The following is a 23,637-nucleotide window of genomic DNA, read 5'->3' as shown; positions in this document are numbered from 1 at the left end:
TTGATGACGCAGATTGATCAGGCCGTCGATATTCGTGACGGCGAGGAACTGGACGCCGCCGCCGTCGACCGCTTCATGAAACAGGCGATTCCGGAGCTGTCCGGCGAACCCGCGATCCGCCAGTATCCGGGGGGCGCCTCCAACCTGACGTATCAGGTGGATTACGGCGACCGCTCGTTCGTCCTGCGTCGCCCGCCGTTCGGACAGATCGCCAAGTCCGCCCATGACATGCTGCGCGAGGCGCGGGTGATGCGCGCGCTCAAGCCGGTCTACCCGGACGTGCCGGAGATCATCGCCATCTGCGACGATCACGACGTGCTGGGCTGCGACTTCTACGTCATGGAGCGCTTCAAGGGCATCATCCTGCGCCAGGATTTCCCCGGGGATTTCGACCTGTCCGCGGAAGACACCCGTCGTCTGTGCCTGAACGTCATCGACAAACTGGTGGACCTGCACCGGGTCGATCCCGTCGCCACCGGCCTGGACCAGCTGGGCAAGGGTCCCGGCTACGTGCAGCGCCAGATCGGCGGCTGGAGTAACCGCTTCCGCAAGGCCCGCACCGCCGACGTGGGGGATTTCGAGTCGGTGATGAGCTGGCTGGACGACAAGATGCCGGACGACATCGCCCAGTGCGTGATCCACAACGATTTCCGCTTCGACAACGTGGTGCTCAACCCGGACAACCCGTTCGAGGTGACCGGGGTGCTGGACTGGGAGATGGCCACCATCGGCGACCCGCTGATGGATTTGGGCAACAGCCTGGCCTACTGGATCCAGGCGGATGACGAGCAGCCGTTCCAGATCCTGCGCCGCCAGCCGACCCACCGGCCGGGGATGCTGACCCGGGACGAGGTGGTTGAGTACTACATGGATCGCTCCGGCTACCGCGCCGGGCGCTTCGATTTCTACGAGATCTATGGCCTGTTCCGGCTGGCGGTGATCATCCAGCAGATCTACTACCGCTTCTATAACGGCCAGACCCAGGACAAGCGCTTCGCCATGTTCGGCCACGCCGCCAACTACCTGGAGAAGCGTTGTCAGCGTCTGATCGAGGCGAGCGACCTGTAATGGCGACCCTGTACCTGATCCGTCACGGCCAGGCCAGTTTCGGCAAGGCCAACTACGACCAGCTGTCCGACACTGGCTGGGAGCAGGGACGCGTGCTGGGCCGCTGGCTGGCGGACAAAGTGACGCCGGCGGCCTTGTTCTGCGGCGACCTGCAACGCCACCGGGAAACCGTGACCGCCATCGGCGAAGGCTACGGGCAGCCGCTGCCCGAGCTGCAGATCGACCCGGGCTTCAACGAGTTCGATCACGAAGCCGTGGTGCATGCCCTCAAGCCCGCCTGGGCGGACCGCGACGCCATGGCCCGGGATCTGGCGACCCACGACAAGCCGCGCAAGGCCTTCCAGCAGGCGTTTGCCGAGGCGGTCCAGCGCTGGGTGAGTGGTGAGCACGAGGCCGACTATCCGGAAACCTGGGCGGCGTTCCAGGCGCGGGTCGGCGCCGCGCTGCAGGCGGCGATCGACGGTGCCAACGGCGGTGACGTGCTGGTGGCCAGCTCGGGCGGCCCCATCGCCGTCGTCATGCAGCAGCTGCTGGGACTGGACGACCGGCGCGCGCTGGCGCTGAACGAAGTGATCGCCAACACCAGCGTGACCCGCATCCTGTTTTCCGGCGGCCGGCGCAGTCTTTCGGGGTTCAACGGTTATGCCCACCTGGAAGACCGGGCGCCGGAACTGGTGACATTCCGCTGATCCGGATCGTACCGACTTCCCTCAAAGCACACAGACACGACACAAGACAGAAACAACACTAGACAGACACTGGAGACACCATGAGTCAGAAAGACCTGTTCGACCTGTCCGGCAAGATCGCCCTGGTCACCGGCGCCAGCCGCGGCATCGGTGAGAGTGTGGCGCGCCTGCTGGCGGCCCGGGGCGCGAAGGTGATCGTCAGCAGCCGCAAGATCGAGGGCTGTGAGGCGGTGGCTTCAAGCATCCGGGAGGCCGGTGGCGACGCTGAAGCCTACGCCTGCCACATTGGCGAGATGGAACAGATCGAAGGCCTCTGGTCCCACATTGAAGCGACCCACGGCCGGCTCGACGTCCTGGTCAACAACGCCGCCACCAACCCCCACTTCGGGCCGATCGAGACGACCGAGCTGTCCGCCTTCCAGAAGACGGTGGACGTGAACATCCGCGGCTACTTCTTCATGTGCGCCGGCGCGGCCAAGCTGATGAAGAAGCGGGGCGGCGGGGCCATCGTCAACGTGGCGTCGGTCAACGGCGTGGCGCCGGGGCATTTTCAGGGGATCTATTCGATCACCAAGGCGGCGGTGATCTCCATGACCAAGGCCTACGCCAAGGAGCTGGGCGCGCAGAACGTGCGTGTGAACGCGCTGCTGCCGGGGCTGACCGACACCAGGTTTGCCAGCGCCCTGACCACCAACGACGCCATCAAGAAGCAGGCGCTGATGCACATTCCCATGAACCGCATGGCCGATCCGGACGAAATGGCGGGTACGGTGCTGTATCTGGTGTCGGACGCCTCCAGCTACACCACGGGCAGCTGCCTCAACGTGGATGGCGGTTACCTGACCGTCTGACCGGTGCGCCAGCGGAACGGGGCTCGCGTCAGCGAACCTCCGTTCCCGAGTCCACATGGGCGCTTGAAAAGGCTGTACCGACGGGTGGTTGCAGGTAAAGCGAGTAGAGCACCTTGTCCAGCAGCGCCTGGCCGTTCCAGGCCGGGGCGTGGTTGACCAGGCCGATGACCGCCCAGGTGGTGTCGTTGGTGTCCCGGGTGAAACCGGCGATGGAGCGCACGTTCTCCAGGTAGCCGGTCTTGATCCGGCCCAGGCCGGCCATGCCGGTGTTGCGCAGACGGCGGTGCATGGTGCCGTCCATCGCGATCAGCGGCAGTGAGGCGATCAGGTCGGCGGCATAGGGGCTTTGCCACGCCGCCTGCAGGATCTGGGCGCCCTGGCGCGCGCTGATGCGGCTGTCCCGGGACAGGCCGGAGCCGTTGTCGATCATCAGCCCGCGGGTGTCCACGCCTTTGCGCTTCAGCCAGCTCATCATTTCACGAACGCCCGCCTCGCGGTCGTCGGCGTCCGCCGGCTGCCGGTTTTCCGCGCCGATCGCCAACAGCAGCTGGCGTGCCATGACGTTGTTGCTCCATTTATTGATATCGCGGATGGTGGTCACCAGGTCCGGCGAGTTGGAGGTCACCAGCAGTTGATTGTCCTCCGGCGTTTCCGCCAGTCGGTGGCCGCCGGTAATCAGTCCGCCCATCTGTGTCCACACCGTACGCAGGGTGGCGGCGGTGTAGGCTTCGGCGGACATCAGGGACAGGTACTTGGTGGTGCGGCAGCCGCGCGGCAACTGGCCGGTGACCGTCATCCGGACGGTGCCGTCCTCGCGGGTTTCCGAGGTCCAGTCGAATCGGTGGCGTGATGGGCAGTCCGCTTCCGGCCGGGCGGTGATCCGGTTGTCGATGACAATGTTGTCCAGCGCCGGCGTCACCCAGGCGGTCGTGCCGCGTTCGTCGGCGCGTACCTGGAAATGCAGCAGGTTGAAGTTGGTCAGGTAGGGCGATGGTTGCACCAGGAAAGGCGCGTGGTCGTTGTCGCCGTTATCGTCGAACGCGGGCAGACCGTTGGGCAGGTTGAACACGCTGCCGTCGAGCACGATGTCGCCGTCGATGGTGTCGATGCCCATGCCGCGCAGCTCGGAGAAGGCACTCCAAAGCCGTTCCAGACTCAGGTGCGGGTCGCCCGAGAGCGTGATGTACAGGTCGCCTTCCAGGGTGCGGCCGACCAGTTGGCCGTTGGTGGAGAACCGGGTCTGCCAGCGATAGGTGGGACCAAGGATTTCCAGCGCGCCGTAGGTGGTCACCAGCTTCATGATTGAGCCCGGGCTCATGGGTTCGTCGGCGTTGATGTACTGGGGCAGGCCGGGGCCGTTGAGCGGCACCGCGGCGACACCCATGGCCTCACGGGTGTCCATGGCCTTGACCGTCGCCTTGACGATCTTGTCGGACCAGGGCGTGCGCGGCGTATCATCGGCCACAGTCTGGCCGGTCCAGAGGCCGGCGAGCAGGGCGAAAGCAAAAGACAGAGGGCGGACCCGACCACGTTTCCCACGGAAAGCGGCTGTGGCTGACATGATTGTTCATCCTCTAACAGAGATGTCGAGTTACAGCACAGGTGAAGGCGGCGAGACACTGCGTGGCATCGGGTTTCTTTTCGGACCCGCTGGCCAGACTCCTCCATAAAATAGCCCAGAAGCCGGCCCAATGCCTATGACTGATTTTGATACATAACGTTAAAAGGATAGGGTAAGTTGATCTTTTAAAGCGGTTTTGTCAGTGCTGTGTAACCAGCTTGGCTGTCGCCGCAGGGTTGTTACGACGGGACGGCCAAGGCTGCGGTCTGCGTAATGCATTGAAATGATGGCAGTCTCCGGCCAGCCTCGGTGTTTGCGCTGGCAAGGACCCCGTTCACATTCGTTTGCCAATCAACACAGGACGACAACATGCCCCAGACCCTGCAACACCACGTCAAGGTTCTTGGTTCGGTCGCCACTTCGTCGCTCACGGCCTGGCGCGGCTGCATGGTGGTTGAGGCGGCCCGGGCGCCGGCCAAACCGCTGGTCCTTTACGATATGGAGGGCTGCCCTTATTGCCGCCGGGTGCGGGAGGCGTTGTCGGCGCTGCACCTGGATGCCGACATCCGGCCCTGCCCCAAGGGCGGCACGCGCTATCGCCCGGAAGCCCAGCGGCTTGGCGGAAAGCCATTGTTCCCGCTGCTGGTGGATCCCAATACGGACCGGGTGATGTACGAATCCGCCGATATCGTCAGCTACCTGTTCAGCACCTACGCCCAGCGGGATGTTCCCACTTACTATCGTGCCTGGCCCCACCAGCCGGTGCTTGGCAGTCTGGCCAGTATGGCGCGGGGGCTGCGGGGCTTGCGGGCGCGTCCGGCGCGGGCTGCGGATCAACCGTTGCACCTGTGGAGTTTCGAGGGCAGCCCCTATTCCCGGCTGGTGCGGGAACGGCTGTGTGAGTTGGAACTGCCGTACCGCCTGCACAACCTGGGCAAGGAGCACTGGTCGGAAATCGGCCCGGCCAGGCGGCGGATCAAGGCGGGGCCCTACGAGCCCATTCCCGGCGGCAAGCGGGCCCGCTTCTTCGAGGAGCACCAACGGGTTCAGGTTCCGTTCCTGGAAGACCCGAATACCGGGGCCGCACTGTTCGAGTCCGCTGCCATTCTGGATTACCTGGACCAACAATACGCCGTCTGACCCGACCTGTACTTCGGCGGTCTGTGCCGTACAATGCTCAGGAAATGTACAGCGCCGTCGTCATTGGCGATGCCGGTCGGTAACGTCGGGAGTGATCTCATGGGACCTTTGCTGAACCGTCGTCGATTCCTGGGAAGCCTGCTGGCTCTGGGTGTGAGCGCCCGCCTACCGCGCGCTTTCGCCCAGCCGGCGCCCATCGCCCGGGCGATCCCGGCCACCGGTGAGTCCCTGCCGGTGATCGGCATGGGCACCTGGCGCACCTTCAACGTCGGTTCCGATCCGGGGCTGATCGAAGACCGCACCCGCATCCTCGAACTGTTTTTCGATCGCGGCGGCGCCGTGGTGGACTCCTCGCCCATGTACGGTTCCGCCGAAGCGGTGGTGGGCAAGGCCATGATCAAGCTGGGCCGCTACAACGATCTGTTCTCCGCCACCAAGGTCTGGACCGGCGACGAAGACAGCACCCGCGACGAGGTGCGCATTTCCGGCAACCTCTGGGGTGTGGAGACCTTCGACCTGATGCAGATCCACAACCTGCTGGGCTGGGAGGGGCACCTGGCCAACCTCAAGGCGATGAAGGCGGAGGGGCGCATCCGCTACCTCGGCATCACCACCTCTCACGGCCGCCGCCACGCCGAGCTTAAGACCATCATGGAGCGCGAGCCGCTGGATTTCGTCCAGCTCACCTACAACATCCTCGACCGCGAGGCTGAGCAACAGCTGCTGCCGCTGGCCCGGGAACGCGGTATCGCCATCATCGCCAATCGCCCATTCCAGGGCGGGCGCCTGTTCGGCCGCTTCCATTCTGAGCCCCTGCCGGAGTGGGCCGCGGAGGCCGGTTGTCAGAACTGGGCCGAGTTCTTCCTGAAATTCATCGTTTCCCATCCGGATGTCACCTGCGCCATCCCGGCCACCACGCAGCTGGAGCACATGCGCGAGAACATGGGCGCCCTCTACGGCCGCTTGCCAGATCCGGCACAGCGGCAACGGATGATCGATTACGTCGAGTCCCTGTGAATGCTGGATTACCACCTGCGCGACTTCCTGATGTTCACGCCGGAGGTCTACCTGCGCCTGTTCGTGCGCCTCAATGAACTGCTCTGGCCGGGGGCTCTGCTGGCCCTGCTGTTGCTGGCGCTGATGCCCTGGCTGCTGGCGTCCGGGCGTGTCGGCTGGCGACGCAGCGCCTACCTGATCCTGGCGCTGGGGTGGGGCGCGACGGCGCTGCTGTTCCTGCATCGCTTCTACGCGCCGATCAACTGGGCGATGGCGTACATGGCCTGGGCGTTCGGGATACAGGCGCTGCTGCTGGTTGCGGCGGGGCTGACGGCGCCGATACGGCGAACGGACTGGCGCTGGACGATGGGCGGGATTCTGCTGGTGCTGGCCCTGTGCGCGGCCCCTGCACTGGATTACGGCGGCATCACCGCCTGGGGATGGCCGGGCCTGACGCCGGCGCCGACCGTCTGCCTGACGGTCCTGCTCCTGCATCCATTGCCCGGTATCTGGCGCTGGCTGCTGCTGCCGGTGCCCGTGGTCTGGTTACTCCTTGACGGTCTCACCCACTGGACGCTGGCCACAAGCTGGTCGCTGGTGCCGCCGGTGGTGGGGGCGCTGTTGCTGGTCAGCGCCCTGTGGCCCACACGCCGGCGGCAGATTTGATCAATCCCAGTCCGGGGCGAACTCCGGATTGGCGATGCGCTCGTCGCGGTTGAGCTTATCGATGGCGTCGATCTCGTCGATCGACAGCTCGATGTCCAGCGCGCCCAGGTTGGATTTCTGATGATCCGGCCGGGTGGAGGAGGGGATCGGCACGATGCCCTGCGACGCTACCCAGGCGATGGCGACCTGGGCCGCTGTGGCATTGTGGGCGCGGGCGATGCCGGCCAGGGTCTCGTCGTCCATCACGCGGCCCACCGCCAGCGGCATGTAACCCGTAACCTTGATGCCTAGTTCCTGCACGTGGCTGACCACCTTGCGATTGCTCAGGAACGGATGCACTTCCACCTGGTTGGTGAGGATCGGTGTGTCGCCCAGGATCACGCGGGCGTTGTCGAGCTGCGCGTTGGTGAAGTTGGACACGCCCACGTGACGGGCCAGGCCCTCGCGCTGGGCGTCGCGCAGTGCGCCCAGATACTCCTCCATGGGCACTTCGTCGTCCGGTGACGGCCAGTGGATCAGCGCCAGATCCACGTGATCCGTCTTCAGCCGTTGCAGGCTGTCCTTGAGGCTGTTCATCAGATCGCTGGCGCGCAGGCGGTCGTGCCAGACCTTGGTGGTCAGGAAAATATCACGCCGCGGAATGCCACTGGAGGTGATGCCATCACCGACTTCCGCCTCGTTCCCGTAGATCTGGGCGGTATCGATGTGCCGGTAGCCCAGGGACAGGGCGCTGCGTACCGCGTCGCGCGCGATATCGCCCTTGAGTCGAAACGTGCCCATGCCAATGGGCGGCAAGGTATCCAGTGCCATGGCAACTCCCTCAGTAACGTTAAACGAAAATAAAGATGGTGAGGTTCAGGGAGCCTCTGGAAGAGCCCGCCTGCCCACAGGCAATCGGAAAAGATGGCGTCCGCGCGAGTGCCGGGACGCTTCCAGAGGATCTCTGGCTATCTTCTACGTTGGGGGGATTCGCCCCATTCTTCAAGTCCTTTTTACGTCCCGCCGCAAACTTTTTTGAGCTGGGTGATGTTGGCGGAATTCACCAGCGTCCTGACCGATCTCCCCCTGTCGTCACGCCCGTGTGCGGCCTAAGCTGGGCCGTATACCCACAAGGAGACACAACGATGTTGCAGGCAAAGTACGAACGTCGCGGCCCGGTGCCGCAGGATGTGATCGATGCGGTCGAGGTGGACACCCCAGAGCCTGGTCCGGGGCAGGCGCTGGTCAAGGTGCTGGCGGCGCCGATCAATCCGTCGGACGTGCTGACCCTGACCGGTGAGTACGGCATGCTGCCACCGCTGCCGGCGATTGGCGGCAACGAGGGTGTGGCCCGGGTGGAGGCGCTGGGGCCGGAGACCGACGGCCCCGAGGTCGGCCAGACCGTGCTGCTGCCGGTGGGAATCGGCACCTGGGTCAGCCACGCGGTGGTGGACGCGCGCAAACTGGTGCCCCTGCCCAATGAGGCTGACTCGCGTCAGTTGGCGATGATGACCATCAACCCGCCCACCGCGATGCTGATGCTGTCGGAGTTCGTTGACCTGAGCGACGGCGACTGGGTGATCCAGAACGCGGCCAACTCCGGTGTGGGCGGTTATCTGATCCAGCTGGCCAGGCTCCGTGGTCTGCGTACCGTCAACGTGGTACGGCGCGAATCCGCCGTGGCGGGCGTGCGCGAACAGGGCGCGGACGTGGTCGTGGTGGACGGTCCGGACCTGGCGAAGCGGGTGCGCGAAGCGGTCGGCGACGGTCACGTGAAGCTGGCCATCGACGCGGTGGGCGGCGCCAGCACCGACCACATCGCTGACTGCCTGGACGAGGGCGGCACCCTGGTCAACTACGGCATGATGAGCGGCGAGCCCTGTCAGGTGTCGCCGCGCAACATCGTCTTCCGCAACGTCACCGTCAAGGGCTTCTGGCTGGCCAAGTGGTTCGAGCAGGCCAGCCGCGAGCAACAGATGCAGGTCTTCGGCGAGCTGACGAAACGGATTGCGACCGGTCAGCTTCAGGCCCGGGTCGCGGGCGAGTATGATGTCTCCCAAATCAAGGCGGCGGTGGCCGCAGCGGCCTCGGGTGAGCGGGACGGCAAGATCCTGATCGTCCCGGAATAGGGCCGCCCACCGCCCGGTTACGTTGGAGACAAGCAGCATGAAAACCGGTCAGTGTCTGTGCGGTGGCATAAAGTTCGAATACCGGGGGCGGCTGGGGCCGATTGCCCTGTGTCACTGCAGCCAGTGCCGTCGCGCCCAGGGCAGTGCCTTTGCCGCCAACAGCCCGGTGCAGCAGGTGCACTTCGAGATCGTCCAAGGCCAGGACCTGGTCAAGGAGTTCGAATCCCGCCCGGGCAAGTACCGCGCCTTCTGCCGCGAGTGCGGCAGCCCGCTTTACAGCCGTGTGGACGCCATCCCCGGCATCCTGCGTTTGCGGGTCGGCACCCTCGATGGTCCGTTGGACCAGGCGCCGGCGTACCATGTGTACGTCGGCTCCAAGTCCGACTGGTTCACCATCACCGACGACCTGCCCCAGTATGAGAAGACCGACAGGACCAACGATCCCCACTGATTCGCCGGACGGCGCCGGGCCGGTGGTGCGCGCCCGGCAGCTGGTCAAGCGTTTTCGTTCGGCGGCCGGGGCGGTGCCCGTATTCGACGGCCTCGACCTGGAGCTGGCGCCCGGCGAATCGCTGGCACTCATGGGCCGTTCCGGTTCCGGCAAGAGCACGCTGCTGAACCTGCTCTGCGGTCTGGAGCCGCTTGATGCCGGTGAGCTGAGTCTGTTCGGCCAGAACGGCGGCGCCCTTTCTGCCGAAGCCTGGAGCGGGCTGCGGCGCGCCCACATCGCCACGGTCTTCCAGGAAGCCAACCTGATGCCCGCCATGACCCTGGCGGAAAACGTACGCCTGCGGGCGCAGTTGGCCGGCCAGGCGTCGGTGGACGCGGCGGGCTGGCTGGCGCGTCTGGGGCTGGATGGACTGGGCGATCGTTATCCGGATCAGGTATCCGGCGGCCAGCGCCAGCGCGCGGCCCTGGTCATGGCCTTCGCGATGCAGCCGAAACTGCTGCTGGCGGACGAACCCACCGGCAGCCTGGATCGCCACACCGCCGATGACGTCGCCGACGTGCTTTTCGATTTCCAGCATGAGCAGCGCTGTCCGATGATCCTCGCCACCCACGATCCGGCGCTGGCGGAACGCTGCGACCGGGTGCTGCGTCTCGGGGCCGAAGCGTAATGCGCCGCGCCCTGTGGCGAGCCTCCCTCAGCCACTACCGGCGCCATCCCGGGCAACTGCTCGCCCTGTTGCTGATCATCCTGCTGTCCACGGCCCTGTGGAGCGGCGTCTGGGACCTGACCCGCCAGGCCCGCGACAGCCTGCAGCAATCCTCGCAATGGCTTTCCGGTCTGCACGACATCCAGCGCGATGACGGCGCGCCGCTGCGCGTCGACGATTTCGTGCGTCTGCGCCGGGCAGGGGTGTGCGTCGCGCCGTGGCTGGTGGTGGCCGACGACGGGGGCGATCAACGGATCGGCATCGATGGCCTGGCCATGGGGTGCTTTCCCCGGTCCCTGACCGGCGGCGACGCCCTGTCGGGCGAAGGACCGTTTATTGATATCGGCGAGGCGGTGCGCCAGACAGAGGCGGCCGGGCGCGACGCGGCGCTGCGCTTGCTGACCCCGAACGGGGATGCGGCGCTGCCGCCGGGCTACCGGTTAGCGCCGGCGGAACAGCGCCTGCAGACCGGTGAGCTGGCGGACAGCTTCCTGTTCAACCTGGATGCCCTGTGCGTGTTGGTGCTGCTCATCACCGGCCTGCTGGTGCGCAGCGTCTACCTGCTGGGGCTGTCGCAGCGACGCAGCAGTTTTCTGCTGCTGCAGCGTTACGGCGTGCCCGAGCGAACGCTGCAACGCCAGCGCCTGCTGGAACTGGGTCTGATCGCGGTCGTCGGCGCCCTGCCGGGCACGTTGCTGGGGCTGATGCTGGCGTCGGGCTTCGCCAGCGGCTTCGGCCGCATCATGGCGGGCCTGTTCGACGTCAGCCTGTTCGCCGCCGATCTGTCGCCCATGCGCTTCCTGCCGGTGCTGGTGGTGACGGGGATGGTCATGCTCTGGGGTCTGCTGGGGGATCGGCAGGCGCCCGGTCGCTCCCACCGCGTTGGGCTGGATGTGGCGGTGCTGATGCTGCTCGCCGGTCTCGTGGGGCTGCTGGCCGGGCAGCGGTTGTCCGTGATCTTCCTGGCCCTGGCGGCGGTGTTCCTTGGCACGGGGCTGCTGACCCCGACCCTCCTGGCGCGCCTGGCGGATCGTGGCGCTCAGCACACGCGCCAGCCGCTGCGACAGTGGAGTCTGCGCGAGCTGGCGGTGATGCTGCGTCGCCTGGCGCTGCCGGTGGTGGCGTTGCAGTTTGCCGCGGCCACGGTGATTGCCATCCAGGCGCTGGTAACCAGTTTCGAGAGCACCTTCCAGCAATGGCTCGAGCAGCGGCTGCAGGGGGATGCCTTTGTCCAGTTGGCCGATCCGTCCGATCTGGCGCCGGCATTGGTTGCCCTGGAGCGGAACCCGGCGGTGATCGACGGGTACCCGGTGCGGCGCGGTCAGGGCGAGCTGGCGTCCGGCCCGTCGGTCGATCTGCTGGCGCTGCCGGCCGGGACGCCCCAACTGCAACGCTGGACGTTTATCGCAGCCGATCCCGACCCCTGGGCGGCGTTGGCGGATGGTGCGGTGATGGTCAACGAACAGCTCGCCCGCCGAGAGGGAATCGGCCCCGGTGACCGAGTGGCCTTCCAACTGGCGGGTGAGCGCCGGGACGCCTCCGTCGCGGCGGTCTACGCCGATTACGGCCGCCCCCGGGGCGAGATCCTGCTGGCCGCGAATGCCTTGCCGCCGGCGTTTCGTCCCGATTTTCTCAGCCTGACCCTGAGGCTTGCACCGGACGCGCAGGTGGCGTCGGTGCGCGCTACGCTCGCCGGCGAACTGCCGCCGGCCGCGTTCGAGGTGCGGGACAACGCCACCGTACGCGGCCTCGCCGAGCGCATCTTTCGCCAGACGTTCGTGCTGACCCGCGCCATCAGTCTGCTGACCCTGTTGCTGGCCGGCGTTTCGTTGCTGGTACTGGGCTGGGTGTTCTTCGGCACGCGGCGCTGGTACTTCCACCTGCTGCGGGTCTGGGGGCTGGGGCGGCGCGCCCTGGGCTGGCGGCTGTGCGGCCTGTCGCTCGGTCTGACGATGCTGGCCACGCTGGCGGCGCTGCCGCTGGGCGTGTTGCTCACCTGGGCCCTGGTGCAGCGGATCAATCCGGCGGCGTTTGGCTGGTCCCTGCCGATGGCGGTCTACCCGCTGTTCTGGTTGCAGATCCTGGGGCTGGCTGCGGCGATCGGCGCACTGGTCGGCTGTTTGATCCAGCGTCAGGTTGGCGATCGGCCGCCGGAACCGGTGGGCGTGCATCAGGTGCAGGGAGCCGACCGATGAGTGTCCGGACTGTGTGGATGGTCGTGCTGATCGGCTGGGGGGCCGTGCTGGCGGGATGCGGACGCGAGGCGCCCGAGCCGGCGGGCTTTGCCGGTCTGGGCGACTCGCTGTCGAGTGCCGAGGCGGGCGATTTCCGGCAACCCCGCGCGGGGGATCGCATCCGTCTGCCGCGGGATCTGGGGCCGCATCCCGATGTGCGCATCGAATGGTGGTATCTGACCGCCAACCTGACCACCGCCGACGGCCAGCCGCTGGGGCTGCAGTGGACCCAGTTCCGCCAGGCCTTGGTGCCTCGGGCTCCGGGGGACAGCGCGCCGGCGGCGGAGACCTGGCCATTGCAGTCGGTGTGGATGGCGCACGCGGCGGTGTCCCGCCCCGATGAGCATCATTTCAGCGAGCGCGTGGCCCGGGGCGATATCGGCCACGCCGGCGCCCGCGCCGAACCGTTCTCGGTGTGGCTGGACGACTGGTCGCTGCGCACCACCGGCCATGGCCGCGTCTGGCAACTGTCGGTGGCCGCCGCCGACTGGTCCTATGACCTGACGCTGCGTCCCCGCCGCGCGCCCGTGCGGCACGGCGACAATGGTTTCAGTGCCAAGTCCGCCAGTGGTGAGGGCTCGATGTACTTCAGCTACGTGGACCTGGCCATCGAGGGGCAGGTGACGGTCGACGGGGTGACCCAGTCGGTAGCGGGTTCGGGCTGGTTCGATCGCGAGTGGAGCAGCCAGTTCCTGCGCTCCGACCAGCGCGGTTGGGACTGGATGGCGCTGCAGCTGGACAGCGGCGCCCGGGTGATGGCGTTTCGACTGCGGGAAGCGGACGGAGCCTTCCTGTCTGGCACCTGGATCGGTCCGGACGGCGCCGTGCAGGCCCTGACCGGCGACGACTTTACCCTTGAGCCCGACCAGCGGCGTGCGTTCGCGACCGGCACGGTGCCGGCGGGCTGGCGTCTGACCATTCCGGCGCAGGCGGTGGACCTGAACGTCGAGGCCATGCCCGGTAACTTCTGGAACCGCGGGCTGTATCCCTATTGGGAAAGCCCGGTGTCGGTCTCCGGCTCCCACAGCGGACGCGGCTACCTGGAACTGACCGGTTACGAGGCGGACTGAGCACCCAGGCGCGGTTGTTGCTTTACTTTCAACAGGTCACTGAACAACAAACGCCCTTGCCCAGTGAGAATGCCTTTGTCCTGCGTGCTTGGCCCTGCGAGAGAGGAACGCCCGTGCCCCACATCCTGATTGCCCCCGATTCGTTCAAGGAAAGCCTGACCGCCGCCGAGGCGGCCCGCGTGATTCGCGAGGGGCTGAGCGAGGTCCTGCCCGCCGCGCGCTACATCGAGCTGCCCCTGGCGGACGGCGGCGAAGGCACCATGGAGGCGTTGGTCACCGCCGCTGGCGGGCGCTATGAGGAAACCGAAGCCACCGGCCCCGACGGCAACCCGCTCAAGGCGCGCTTCGGTTTGATCCATGACGACAGGACTGCGGTGATCGAGATGGCCGAGGCCAGTGGTCTGCAGAAGCTGCCGCTGGCCCGGCGCAATCCGCTGAAAACCACCAGCCGGGGTACCGGCGAGTTGATCCTGGATGCACTGGATCTGGGCGTCGAGCAGGTGATCCTGACCCTGGGTGGCAGCGCCACCAACGACGGCGGGCTGGGCATGGCGCAGGCGCTGGGCGTCAAGGCGCTGGACGCGTCCGGCAAGCCGGTGGCTGCCGGGGGCCAGGGCCTGCTGGAGGTGGCGTCCCTCAACCTGCATGAGCTGGACACACGCATTCCGGCGACCCGCTTCCGGGTGATCTGCGACGTCGACAATCCACTGACCGGCCCCGCCGGGGCGACCTATGTGTTCGGGCCCCAAAAGGGGGCGACGCCGGAAATGCTGATTGCCCTGGATCAGGGCATGGCCCGCTACGGCGCGCTGCTGGAACAGGTGGTCAGCCGCAAGCTGGTCAGCCTGCCCGGGGCCGGTGCGGCCGGTGGCACCGGCATGGCGGCCTGCGGTTTCCTGGGCGGCCGGCTGGAACCCGGCGTGGATGTGGTGATGGACGCAGTGGGGCTGCGCGCCCATCTCAAGGACGCCGATCTGGTGGTGACCGGCGAGGGCCGCATCGATGGCCAGACGGCCCACGGCAAGACCCTGGCCGGCCTCGCCCGGGAGGCGGCCCAGGCCGGCGTGCCGGTGGTGGCGCTGGCGGGCAGTCTTGGCGACGACTATGAAGAGGCGCTGGCCTGTGGCATCAGCGCCATCTTCGGTATCACGCCCACGCCCATGGCGCTGGAGGATGCCCTGGCGCAGGCGGAACAGAACCTGCGCCGCACCGCCCGCAATGTGGGCGCGCTTTATGGACTAGGGTGAGCCGGCTGTGGTGATGCGCAACACCTGGCCGTCCGAGTCGTCGGTCAGCAGCCACAGGGCGCCGTCCGGCCCGACCTTGACCTCGCGAATCCGCGCGTCCATCTCGGTGAGCAGGTCTTCTTCTTCCTCCACCTGCTCGCGGTCATTGACCCGCAGTCGCACCACTTTCTGGAACTTGAGGGCGCCCACGAACAGGTCTCCCTGCCAGTCGGGAAACATCTCCCCGTCGTAGATCGCCAAGCCGGAGGGTGCGATGGAAGGATCCCAGTAGTGCAGTGGCTGGGCCATGCCCGGCGCCTGGGTCTTGTCGGTGATCGGCAGGCCGCTGTAGCCGATGCCGTAGGTGATCTCCGGCCAGCCGTAGTTGGTGCCGGCGCGGATGACGTTGACCTCGTCGCCACCGCGCGGACCGTGCTCGTGGCTCCAGATCTCGCCGGTCTGCGGGTGGGTGGTCATGCCCTGGATGTTGCGGTTGCCGTAGGTGAAGAAGGTGGCGTTGGCGCCGTTGCGGTCGAAGAACGGGTTGCCCGGTGCCGGTTTGCCGTCGACGGTGATGCGGTGCACGCCGCCGGCGTCGTCCCCCAGATCCTGGGCGCGGGGTTTGTCGCCGCGGTCGCCCACGGGCACATAGAGGTAGCCGTCCCGGTCGAACGCCATGCGCCCGGCGAAGTGGCGGGTGGTGTTGGAACGGGGCAGGGCCTCGAAGATGACCTCCACATCGCTCAGCGCCCCGCCCTGGTAGCGGGCGCGGGCCACGCGGGTGGTGCGCCCGCCGGCGTCGTCGTGGGCGTAGCTCAGGAAAAGCAGCCGGTTCTGTTCGAATTCCGGGTGCAGGATGATGTCCAGCAGCCCGCCCTGGCCGCCGTAGGCCACCTCGGGCACACCGCTGACCGGTTCGTCCAGCAACTGCCCGGCGCGCAGAATGCGCAGGCGGCCGGGTTTCTCCGTAACCAGGATGTCGCCGTTCGGCAGGAACGCCAGGCCCCAGGGGTATTCCAGGCCATCGGCGACGCTCTCCACCTCGTAGTTGTGATGTCGGGACTCGAAGGTCTCGGCCTCAGCCAGGCTGCCCAGGCAAAGGCTGGCGGCCAGTGCGAGGGCCGGTGTGATCGGGTGGTGGGGTTGCGCATTGCTCATCGTTTGCTGCCTCCTGCACGTCTAACGGTGATAGCTTTCAGTGTGGTGTTGGATATACCCCATGGCAAAAGGTTCAGATGCATGACCGGAGTCACTTGCATCCTGTGCCATACTGACCGCATCCACATTTCGCTTTCCATCCACCGCGTTTGGTTGCACAACGGAAGGAGACGACCCATGTCGGATCATCATATCTACAAGAAAGTCGAGATTGTCGGATCGTCCAGGGACAGCATCGAAGATGCCATCAATAATGCGCTGGAAGAATGCAGCAAAAGCATCAAGAATATCGAATGGTTCGAGGTGACCGAGACCCGCGGTCACGTCGATAACGGACGGGTCGGGCACTACCAGGTGGTGATGAAGGTCGGCTTCCGTATCCAGGGGAGTTGAGCGCGCATCGTCTGATGCCCGCCCAGGCGGTGAGGGCGCCGTAACCCGATGACGTCAATCTGGATGACGGTGGTGCTGACCACCCTGGCCGGCGCGGCCATGCCGGCCGGTGCCCTGTTTGGACGGGCCGAACAACTGGTCCCCGGCTGGCTTGATTCCGAATTTCGCCATTCGGTGATCGCATTCGGTGGGGGCGCGCTGCTCTCCGCCGTGGCGCTGGTCCTGGTGCCCGAGGGCGTGGGCGTGCTGGCGCCGCACTGGATTGCCCTGGCCATGATCCTCGGCGGCGCCTTCTTCGGTTACCTGGATGCGCTGCTGACCCGCTTTCGTGGCTCGGTATCGCAACTGCTCGCCATGCTGGCGGACTTCCTGCCCGAATCCCTGGCGCTGGGGGCGTTGCTGGCGGTGGACGGCGCCGGTGGCGTGTTGCTGGCGCTGCTGGTGGCCGTGCAGAACCTGCCCGAGGGCTTCAACGCCTACCGCGAGCTGGTGGCGACCGAGCCGCCGGAACGGCTGCACCGCAAGCGCCGGGCCCAGGCCCTGGGGGGCAATATGGTGCTGGTGCTGTTCTGTTGCCTGGTGCCGCTGGGGCCTTTGGCGGGGCTGGTTGGCCATCTGTGGCTGGCCCAGCACGAGGCGGCGCTGGGCTTTATCATGCTGTTCGCCTCCGGCGGCATCCTCTACCTAGTGTTCCAGGATATCGCGCCGCAGGCGAAACTGGAGAAGCACTGGGCGCCCTCGCTGGGCGCCGTCATCGGCTTCCTGTTCGGCGTGCTGGGTCAGACGGTGGTGGGCTGAAGCGCCTCGATCGCCCCGGTCTGCACACGCCACTGGGCCGCGTAGTTGCCGTCCCTGTCGATCAGTTCCCGATGGGTGCCGCGCTCCAGCACTTCACCGTCCTGCACCACGGCGATCTGGTCGGCGTGGACGATGGTCGACAGACGGTGGGCGATCATGATCACCGTGCGGTTGTGGCCAATGCGCTGCAGCGAGCGCTGGATCGCCGCCTCGGTTTCGTTGTCCACCGCGCTGGTGGCTTCGTCCAGTACCAGGATGGGCGGATCCTTCAACAGCGCCCGAGCCAGTGACAGGCGCTGGCGCTGGCCGCCGGACAGCCGTACCCCGCGTTCACCCACTTCCGTATCCAGCCCCTCCGGCAACGCCTGGATGAACCCCCAGGCTTCGGCGGTTCGGGCGGCGTCGATGATGTCCTCATCGGAGGCGTCCGGGCGTCCGTAGGCGATGTTGTCGCGGATGCTGCCGTCGAACAGGTAGACGTCCTGGCTCACCAGGCCGATGGTCTGGCGAATCGAACGCAGGCTCACATCCTGGATGGCCTGGCCGTCGATGCGGATGGCGCCTTGCTGCACGTCGTAGAAGCGCAGCAGCAGCTTGATCAGCGTGGACTTGCCGGAACCGGTGGAGCCGACCAGAGCCAGGGTGTGGCCAGCGGGCACGTCGAGGCTGATGCCGTGAACGCCGGCGCCGCTGGCGCCGTACTCGAAGTGCACGTCGTCGAACTGCACGGCGCCCTTCACCGGCTGGGCCAGCTCGCCGCTGCCTTCGTCACGCACGTGGATGGGTTCGGCGATCAGGTCGAGGATGCGGCGGGTGCTGGCCATGGCGCGTTCGAACAGGTCCACCACCTCGGCCATGCCGGTCACCGGCCACAGCAGACGCTGGGTCAGGAACACCAGTACGCCGTAGGCACCCACGTTCAGCTCACCGCTGATCGCCATCATGCCGCCAATGGTGAAGGTGGCCAGGAAGCCCACCAGAACCGCCATACGGATCAGCGGGATGAACGCCGAGCTGATGCGGATGGCGCGGCGGTTGGCCTGCACGTAGGCCTCGCTGGACTCGCGCAGGCGTTCGGCTTCGCGCGCCTCGGCGGTAAAGCTCTTGATGGTGGCGATGCCGCCCAGGTTGTTGGCCAGGCGGTTGGAGAGATCACCCACTTTCTGGCGCACGTCGGCGTAGAGCGGGCCGGCCTTGCGCTGGAAGTAGAAGGCCCCCCAGATGATCACCGGGATCGGCGTAAACGCCATCAACGCCACCTTGGGTGAGATCACGAAGAACACCGCACCGACCGCCACCACGGTCACCAGGATCTGGATCATGGCGTTGGCGCCGCCGTCCAGGAAGCGCTCCAACTGGTTGACGTCGTCGTTCATGGTGGCCACCAGCTGGCCGGAGCTGTTGGACTCGAAGAAGTTCATGTCCAGCCGCTGGGCGTGTTCGTAAGCGTCCTGACGCAGGTCCGACTGCAGGCGCTGGGCCAGGTTTCGCCAGGCCAGCTGGAACAGGTATTCGAACAGCGACTCGCCCGCCCAGATGAAGAACGTCAGCGCCCCGAGCACCATGATCTGGGATTCGGCGGTGGTGAAGCCGAGGGCGGCGACGAAGCTTTCTTCCTTGTTCACCACCACGTCGATGGCGATCCCGATCAGGATCTCCGGCGCGATGTCGAACAGCTTGTTGATGATGGAAAAGGACGTGGCCGTGATGATCTGGCGCCGATAGCCGCGCGCGTAGCGCAGCAGTCGCCCCAGGGCCTGGAAACTGTTGGTGCTGGACATGCCAATTCTCCGATGCGGAAGCCGTGCCCGGAGGGTGTGGGTCGGGCAGGGGAAAAGGCGCACAGCCTAGCGGAATTTGCAGGGGCTTGAAAGCGAATCACTATCGCACGAGGTGGCCGTCAGGCGGCCCGGCCCGGGCTATCGCGCGTGCTTCTGCAGCCAGCGGTCGAGCTGGTCGGCGAAGGCCTTGCGGTCGGTCTGGGAGAAGCCGGACGGGCCACCGGTCACCTGTCCGGCATTGCGCAGCTCTTCCATGAAATTGCGCATGGCCAGGCGTTGGCGGATGTTGTCCGGGGTGAACGGCTGGCCGCGTGGGCTCAGGGCCGCGCCGCCACGCTCGATGGCCTCGGCGGCGAGGGGGATGTCCTGGGTGATGACCAGGTCGCCGCTGCTGAGTTGCTCGACGATCTCGTTGTCCGCCACGTCAAAGCCCTGCGGCACCTGGCGGGTCTGGATGAACGGCGACGGCGGCACGTTGACCCGCTGGTTGGCGACAAAGGTCACCGTCACTTTCCAGCGGTTGGCGGCGCGGCAGAGGATCTCGCGAACGGGAACGGGGCAGGCATCGGCGTCGACCCAGATGGGCATGGCAACTTCTCCAGTGTGTCGTGCCGCGAGGATACCGCGATTCACGGCGGAAGGGCAGGGGCGGGTGAGCGATCCGGACCGCGGCGGCGTAGGATTGGAGAAAGGATCTCCGCGGAGGGTTTTATCATGCGTTTGGGGCAATGGCTGCAACGGGTTTCCGGTCTCTTTATCGTCGGGGCACTCCTGGCGTCATCCAACGCCCGGGCCGATGAGGCGGAGGCCTGGCACGCCCTGCGCGATGGCGAGGCGGTGCTGATCCTGCGCCATGCCCTGGCGCCGGGCATCGGCGATCCGGATCACTTCGACGTCAACGACTGCAGCACCCAGCGCAACCTGAACGACGTGGGCCGCCAGCAGGCTCGCGACTGGGGGCGTTTCCTGGCGCAGCAGGGCATTGATCAGGCGCGGGTGTTCAGCAGCGCCTGGTGCCGCTGTCGGGAGACCGCCGAGCTGATGGATCTGGGGTCGGTATCCACGATGGCCTCCCTCAATTCCTTCTTCGGCGGCCAGGGCAACCGGTCCGAGCAGACCGCCGCCACCGTCGACAACGTCAACGCCCTGCCGTCTGGGTTGCCCGTGGTCATGGTCTCCCACCAGGTCAATATCTCCGCTTTGACAGGGAGTTACACAAGTTCCGGGGAAGGTCTGATCCTGTCGTTGCCGCTCGGCGAGGGTAGCGAGGTGCTGGCGCAGGTGATGCCGCCGTCGGTCCAGAACTGAAGGTTCCGCCGACGAACGAATCGACTTGTGCAAAGAATGATCGGGGTCTAAAAAAGAAGGTGAAGGTTCCTGCGCCCCAAGCCTACCCGGCGACGGGCGCGCACCCAAAACCAGGAAGTCCCGATCCGCCCACCCACGGCACCGGGGCTCCCCGAACGCCGGCCGGAAAAGGCCCGCCACAAGCGGGACTGGATCACGGCGGTGTAAGGAGAGAGTGGAGCCATGAAAGACCGCTACGCCTTTCACGTAGACAGCATCGCCTACCTCGACGACAAAGGCGACGCCGTGGGCGATCTGCCCGACTGGGCGGACGACCACGACACCCTGCTCGACGCCTACCGCAACATGGTCCTGACCCGGGCCTTCGACAACAAGACCATCGCCCTGCAGCGCACCGGACAATGCGGCACCTACCCATCGGTGCTGGGTCACGAAACCATCGGTACCGCCATCGGCCAGACGCTGCAAGCTTCGGACGTGCTGGTGCCCTACTATCGCGACCACGCCGCCCAGTTCCTGCGTGGGGTGACCCTGACCGAGATGCTGCTCTACTGGGGCGGCGACGAGCGCGGCAGCCGCTACGCGAACTGCCCGGAAGATTTGCCCATCTCCGTGCCCATCGCCACCCAGTGTTGCCATGCGGTGGGTGTGGCGGCGGCGTTCCGCATTCGCGAGGAAAAGCGGGCGGTGCTGTGTTCGCTGGGCGACGGCGCCACCTCCAAGGGCGATTTTCTGGAGAGCGTCAACCTGGCCGGCGCCTGGCACCTGCCGGTGGTGTTCCTGGTGGCCAACAACCAATGGGCGATATCCACCCCGCGCCACTTGCAGACCGGCGCCGAAACCATTGCCCAGAAGGCGATCAGCGGAGGCCTGCCCGGCATCATCTGCGACGGCAACGACTACTTCGCCGTGCGCCATGCTCTGATGTACGCGCTGGAGCGGGCCCACAGCGGCAAGGGCGGTACCGTGATCGAAGCCATCACCTACCGGCTGGGCGACCACACCACCGCCGATGACGCCACCCGCTACCGCTCCGCTGAGGAACTGAAACAGGCTTGGGAGCGCGAAGGGATCAAGCGCCTGCAAAACTGGCTGCACCGCGCCGGACTCTGGGACGCCCAGCGCGAGCAGGCCCTGCAGGACGAGTGCAAGACCCGGGTCGACGCCGGCGTGAAGGACTACCTGGCCACGGCGCCCGAGCCGGCGACGGCCATGTTCGACCATCTGTTCGAAACCCTGCCGGCGGCCTTCGCCGAGCAGTACGCGCGTCTGCAGCGCCGGGAGGTGAAGCATGGCTGACGTGACCCTGGTGGAAGCGGTCAACATGGCGCTCGCCTACGAGATGGCCGCCGACGATAACGTGGTGGTGCTGGGCGAGGACATCGCCACCAACGGCGGTGTCTTCCGGGCCACCGTCGGGCTCAAGGACCGGTTTGGCTTCAAGCGGGTAATGGACACGCCGCTGGCGGAAAACCTGATCGCCGGCACCGCCGTGGGCATGGCCACCCAGGGGCTGCGCCCGGTGGCGGAGTTCCAGTTCATGGGGTTCATCTACGCCGGCATGGAGCAGATGATCAGCCATGCCGCGCGCATGCGTAACCGCACACGCGGCCGGCTGAGCTGCCCGGCGGTGTTCCGGGCGCCGTTCGGCGGCGGCATCCACGCCCCGGAGCATCATTCGGAAAGCACCGAGGCCCTGTTTGCCCACATCCCCGGCCTGCGGGTGGTGATTCCCAGTTCACCGAAGCGGGCCTACGGCCTGCTGCTGGCGTCCATCCGCAACAATGACCCGGTGGTGTTCCTGGAGCCCAAGCGCATCTACCGGGCGGTGACCCAGAGCGTCGAGGATGATGGCGAGGCCCTGCCGCTGGACACCTGCTTCACCCTGCGCGAGGGTGACGACGTCACCCTGGTCAGTTGGGGCGCGTCCATCGCCGAAACCCTGGAGGCGGCGGACCAACTGGCGGAGCAGGGCGTGTCGGCGGAAGTGATCGACGTGGCCACCGTCAGTCCGCTGGATCGCGAGACCCTGCTGTGCTCGGTGGCCAAGACCGGTCGCTGTGTGATCGTCCACGAAGCCTGCCGCAACGGCGGCGTCGGGGCGGAGGTCGCCGCCAGCATCGCCGAGGCGGCGTTCCTGGACCTGCAGGCGCCGGTGGTCCGGGTTACCGGCTACGACACCATCATGCCCTACGCCCGCAACGAGATGGCGTACCTGCCGCAAGTGGCGGACATCGTTGAAGCCGTGGAACAGGTGATAGCGCTATGAAACATTTCAAGTTACCGGATCTGGGAGAAGGCTTGCCGGAAGCGGAGATCGTGGAGTGGCAGGTCAAGGTCGGCGACAGCGTCAGCGTGGATCAGGTGCTGGTGTCGGTGGAAACCGCCAAGGCCATCGTCGAAGTGCCGTCGCCGTTCGACGGGGTGGTGGCCAAGCTGTTCGGCGAGCCCGGCGACATCATCCACACCGGCGAGCCACTGCTGGCGTTCGAAGGCGAGGATGAAGACAGCGGGACGGTGGTCGGCGAGCTTAAACGCTCCCGGGACAGCCAGGCGAAGGACGACTTCATCGTCGGCGCCGCCGCCTCCAGCCGCAGCGCCCGCCATCAAAAGGCAACGCCGGGCGTGCGTGCCCTGGCTGAGCGCATGGGCGTCAACCTGGAAACCCTCAAGGGCAGTGGCCCGGGCGGCCTGATCACCAGCGACGACGTGCACGCCAAGGCCAGCCATCACAAGGCGCTGGGGGATGCCGAGCCCCTGCGCGGCGTGCGCCGGACCATGGCCCGCAACATGGCGGTGTCCCACGCCCAGGTGGTGCCGGTGTCGATCTTCGAGGACGCCGACATCCATCGCTGGAAGAAGGGCACCGACATCACCATGCGTCTGGTGCAGGCCATGGCGTCGGCCTGCGAAGCCTCGCCTGCCCTTAACGCCTGGTTCGACGGCGACGGCCTGAGCCGCCGGCTGCTGGACGAAGTGCACGTGGGCATCGCCGTGGACACGCCGGATGGCCTGTTCGTGCCCGTGCTGCGCGACGTCAACCATCGCCCGCAGAAGGATCTGCGCAAGGGGCTGGAGAACCTGCGCAAGGCCGTGGTGGAGCGCAAGATCCCGCCCCAGGAAATGCAGGGAGCGACCATCACCCTGTCCAACTTCGGCACGCTGTCCGGGCAGTACGCCAATCCGGTGGTGACGCCACCCCAGGTGGCCATTGTCGGCGCCGGGCAGATCCGGGAAAAGGTGGTGCCGGTCAATGGCAAACCGGCGGTGCATCGGGTGGTGCCCCTGTCGCTGACGTTCGATCACCGGGCCTGTACCGGCGGCGAGGCGGCGCGATTCCTGGGGGCCATGATCGAGGCCCTGGCCCAGCCCTGACGCGGTTTCCGGGGTGCGCAGTGCCGCCATCAACAGAGGGTGGTCACGGTGGGCTGGA

General features: G+C 66.6%; 23 protein-coding genes. 18 read left to right on the top strand and 5 right to left on the bottom strand.

What is annotated here, in order from left to right; genetic code table 11:
* Positions 1–3 precede the first annotated feature (3 nt).
* The 3 genes from GQB00_RS15120 (at position 4) to GQB00_RS15110 (ending at position 2,608) form a co-directional block, all read left to right on the top strand.
* Complete coding sequence (locus tag GQB00_RS15120) at positions 4–1,068, top strand: phosphotransferase family protein (RefSeq protein ID WP_165856949.1); 1,065 nt, start codon at positions 4–6, stop codon at positions 1,066–1,068.
* Complete coding sequence (locus GQB00_RS15115; protein ID WP_111497524.1) at positions 1,068–1,757, top strand: histidine phosphatase family protein; 690 nt, start codon at positions 1,068–1,070, stop codon at positions 1,755–1,757. The genes GQB00_RS15120 and GQB00_RS15115 overlap by 1 nt, the downstream gene beginning before the upstream one ends.
* An 80-nt stretch (positions 1,758–1,837) precedes the next feature.
* Complete coding sequence (locus GQB00_RS15110; protein ID WP_111497525.1) at positions 1,838–2,608, top strand: SDR family oxidoreductase; 771 nt, start codon at positions 1,838–1,840, stop codon at positions 2,606–2,608.
* Between the two features lie 28 nt (positions 2,609–2,636).
* Here the strand turns inward: GQB00_RS15110 and dacB are convergent, their stop codons facing one another.
* Entirely contained in the window at positions 2,637–4,169 is a 1,533-nt protein-coding gene (gene dacB, locus GQB00_RS15105) for a D-alanyl-D-alanine carboxypeptidase/D-alanyl-D-alanine-endopeptidase (RefSeq protein ID WP_165856948.1), read from the bottom strand.
* 369 nt (positions 4,170–4,538) lie between these two features.
* Between dacB and GQB00_RS15100 the strand changes: the two genes are divergently transcribed.
* From GQB00_RS15100 to GQB00_RS15090, 3 genes are all read left to right on the top strand, one after another.
* Positions 4,539–5,309, top strand: coding sequence for a glutathione S-transferase N-terminal domain-containing protein (locus tag GQB00_RS15100; protein ID WP_165856947.1), 771 nt, complete (start codon positions 4,539–4,541; stop codon positions 5,307–5,309).
* 99 nt (positions 5,310–5,408) lie between these two features.
* Entirely contained in the window at positions 5,409–6,326 is a 918-nt protein-coding gene (locus tag GQB00_RS15095; RefSeq protein ID WP_165856946.1) for an aldo/keto reductase, read from the top strand.
* On the top strand, positions 6,327–6,971 hold the full coding sequence (locus GQB00_RS15090; protein ID WP_165856945.1) for a hypothetical protein: 645 nt from the start codon (positions 6,327–6,329) through the stop codon (positions 6,969–6,971).
* On the opposite strand, the gene dkgB is transcribed toward GQB00_RS15090, so the two are convergent.
* Entirely contained in the window at positions 6,972–7,781 is an 810-nt protein-coding gene (gene dkgB, locus GQB00_RS15085; RefSeq protein ID WP_111497530.1) for a 2,5-didehydrogluconate reductase DkgB, read from the bottom strand.
* Positions 7,782–8,095: 314 nt separating this feature from the next.
* On the opposite strand from dkgB, the gene GQB00_RS15080 reads away from it, so the two are divergent.
* From GQB00_RS15080 to GQB00_RS15055, 6 genes are all read left to right on the top strand, one after another.
* The gene (locus GQB00_RS15080) at positions 8,096–9,079 is read left to right on the top strand and encodes a zinc-dependent alcohol dehydrogenase family protein (RefSeq protein ID WP_165856944.1); all 984 of its coding nucleotides are present in this window, start codon (positions 8,096–8,098) and stop codon (positions 9,077–9,079) included.
* A 37-nt stretch (positions 9,080–9,116) separates the two neighbouring features.
* Positions 9,117–9,530, top strand: a complete 414-nt coding sequence (locus tag GQB00_RS15075) for a GFA family protein (protein WP_111497532.1) — start codon at positions 9,117–9,119, stop codon at positions 9,528–9,530.
* Entirely contained in the window at positions 9,496–10,197 is a 702-nt protein-coding gene (locus tag GQB00_RS15070; RefSeq protein WP_165856943.1) for an ABC transporter ATP-binding protein, read from the top strand. The genes GQB00_RS15075 and GQB00_RS15070 overlap by 35 nt, the downstream gene beginning before the upstream one ends.
* Positions 10,197–12,431 carry an FtsX-like permease family protein gene (locus GQB00_RS15065; RefSeq protein ID WP_165856942.1) on the top strand — a complete coding sequence of 745 codons (2,235 nt, stop codon included), beginning with the start codon at positions 10,197–10,199 and terminating at the stop codon, positions 12,429–12,431. Before GQB00_RS15070 ends, GQB00_RS15065 begins: the two co-directional genes overlap by 1 nt.
* A complete protein-coding gene (locus GQB00_RS15060; protein WP_228276821.1) occupies positions 12,428–13,540 on the top strand; it encodes a lipocalin-like domain-containing protein in 1,113 nt (370 codons plus the stop codon). Before GQB00_RS15065 ends, GQB00_RS15060 begins: the two co-directional genes overlap by 4 nt.
* 113 nt (positions 13,541–13,653) lie before the next feature.
* Positions 13,654–14,787, top strand: a complete 1,134-nt coding sequence (locus GQB00_RS15055; protein WP_165856941.1) for a glycerate kinase — start codon at positions 13,654–13,656, stop codon at positions 14,785–14,787.
* Here GQB00_RS15055 and GQB00_RS15050 read toward each other — a convergent pair.
* Positions 14,779–15,924 carry a PQQ-dependent sugar dehydrogenase gene (locus GQB00_RS15050; RefSeq protein WP_165856940.1) on the bottom strand — a complete coding sequence of 382 codons (1,146 nt, stop codon included), beginning with the start codon at positions 15,922–15,924 and terminating at the stop codon, positions 14,779–14,781. The two genes, GQB00_RS15055 and GQB00_RS15050, sit on opposite strands and share 9 nt — an antisense overlap.
* A 177-nt stretch (positions 15,925–16,101) precedes the next feature.
* Between GQB00_RS15050 and GQB00_RS15045 the strand changes: the two genes are divergently transcribed.
* Together GQB00_RS15045 and GQB00_RS15040 are read left to right on the top strand one after the other, a co-directional pair.
* Positions 16,102–16,317, top strand: coding sequence for a dodecin (locus GQB00_RS15045; protein ID WP_111497538.1), 216 nt, complete (start codon positions 16,102–16,104; stop codon positions 16,315–16,317).
* Positions 16,318–16,365: 48 nt separating this feature from the next.
* Positions 16,366–17,115, top strand: coding sequence for a ZIP family metal transporter (locus GQB00_RS15040; RefSeq protein ID WP_165856939.1), 750 nt, complete (start codon positions 16,366–16,368; stop codon positions 17,113–17,115).
* Here GQB00_RS15040 and GQB00_RS15035 read toward each other — a convergent pair.
* The gene (locus tag GQB00_RS15035; protein WP_111497540.1) at positions 17,097–18,896 is read right to left on the bottom strand and encodes an ABC transporter ATP-binding protein; all 1,800 of its coding nucleotides are present in this window, start codon (positions 18,894–18,896) and stop codon (positions 17,097–17,099) included. The genes GQB00_RS15040 and GQB00_RS15035 overlap by 19 nt on opposite strands.
* Positions 18,897–19,034: 138 nt before the next feature.
* On the bottom strand, positions 19,035–19,484 hold the full coding sequence (locus GQB00_RS15030) for a YaiI/YqxD family protein (RefSeq protein WP_111497541.1): 450 nt from the start codon (positions 19,482–19,484) through the stop codon (positions 19,035–19,037).
* A gap of 126 nt (positions 19,485–19,610) precedes the next feature.
* Here GQB00_RS15030 and GQB00_RS15025 point away from each other — a divergent pair, with 126 nt between their 5' ends.
* The 4 genes from GQB00_RS15025 (at position 19,611) to GQB00_RS15010 (ending at position 23,579) form a co-directional block, all read left to right on the top strand.
* Complete coding sequence (locus tag GQB00_RS15025) at positions 19,611–20,204, top strand: histidine phosphatase family protein (RefSeq protein ID WP_165856938.1); 594 nt, start codon at positions 19,611–19,613, stop codon at positions 20,202–20,204.
* A gap of 222 nt (positions 20,205–20,426) precedes the next feature.
* Positions 20,427–21,503 (top strand): pyruvate dehydrogenase (acetyl-transferring) E1 component subunit alpha, encoded by a 1,077-nt coding sequence (pdhA, locus tag GQB00_RS15020; RefSeq protein ID WP_165856937.1) that lies wholly within the window; start codon positions 20,427–20,429, stop codon positions 21,501–21,503.
* A complete protein-coding gene (locus GQB00_RS15015) occupies positions 21,496–22,473 on the top strand; it encodes an alpha-ketoacid dehydrogenase subunit beta (protein ID WP_111497544.1) in 978 nt (325 codons plus the stop codon). Before pdhA ends, GQB00_RS15015 begins: the two co-directional genes overlap by 8 nt.
* Positions 22,470–23,579 (top strand): dihydrolipoamide acetyltransferase family protein, encoded by a 1,110-nt coding sequence (locus tag GQB00_RS15010; protein WP_165856936.1) that lies wholly within the window; start codon positions 22,470–22,472, stop codon positions 23,577–23,579. Before GQB00_RS15015 ends, GQB00_RS15010 begins: the two co-directional genes overlap by 4 nt.
* The last annotated feature ends 58 nt before the right edge of the window (positions 23,580–23,637 follow it).

Source organism: Marinobacter sp. JSM 1782161, assembly GCF_011421605.1.
Lineage (GTDB): Bacteria > Pseudomonadota > Gammaproteobacteria > Pseudomonadales > Oleiphilaceae > Marinobacter_A > Marinobacter_A bohaiensis.
The sequence above is the reverse complement of the archived record's forward strand: the minus strand, read 5'-3'. Positions and strand labels throughout refer to the sequence as shown.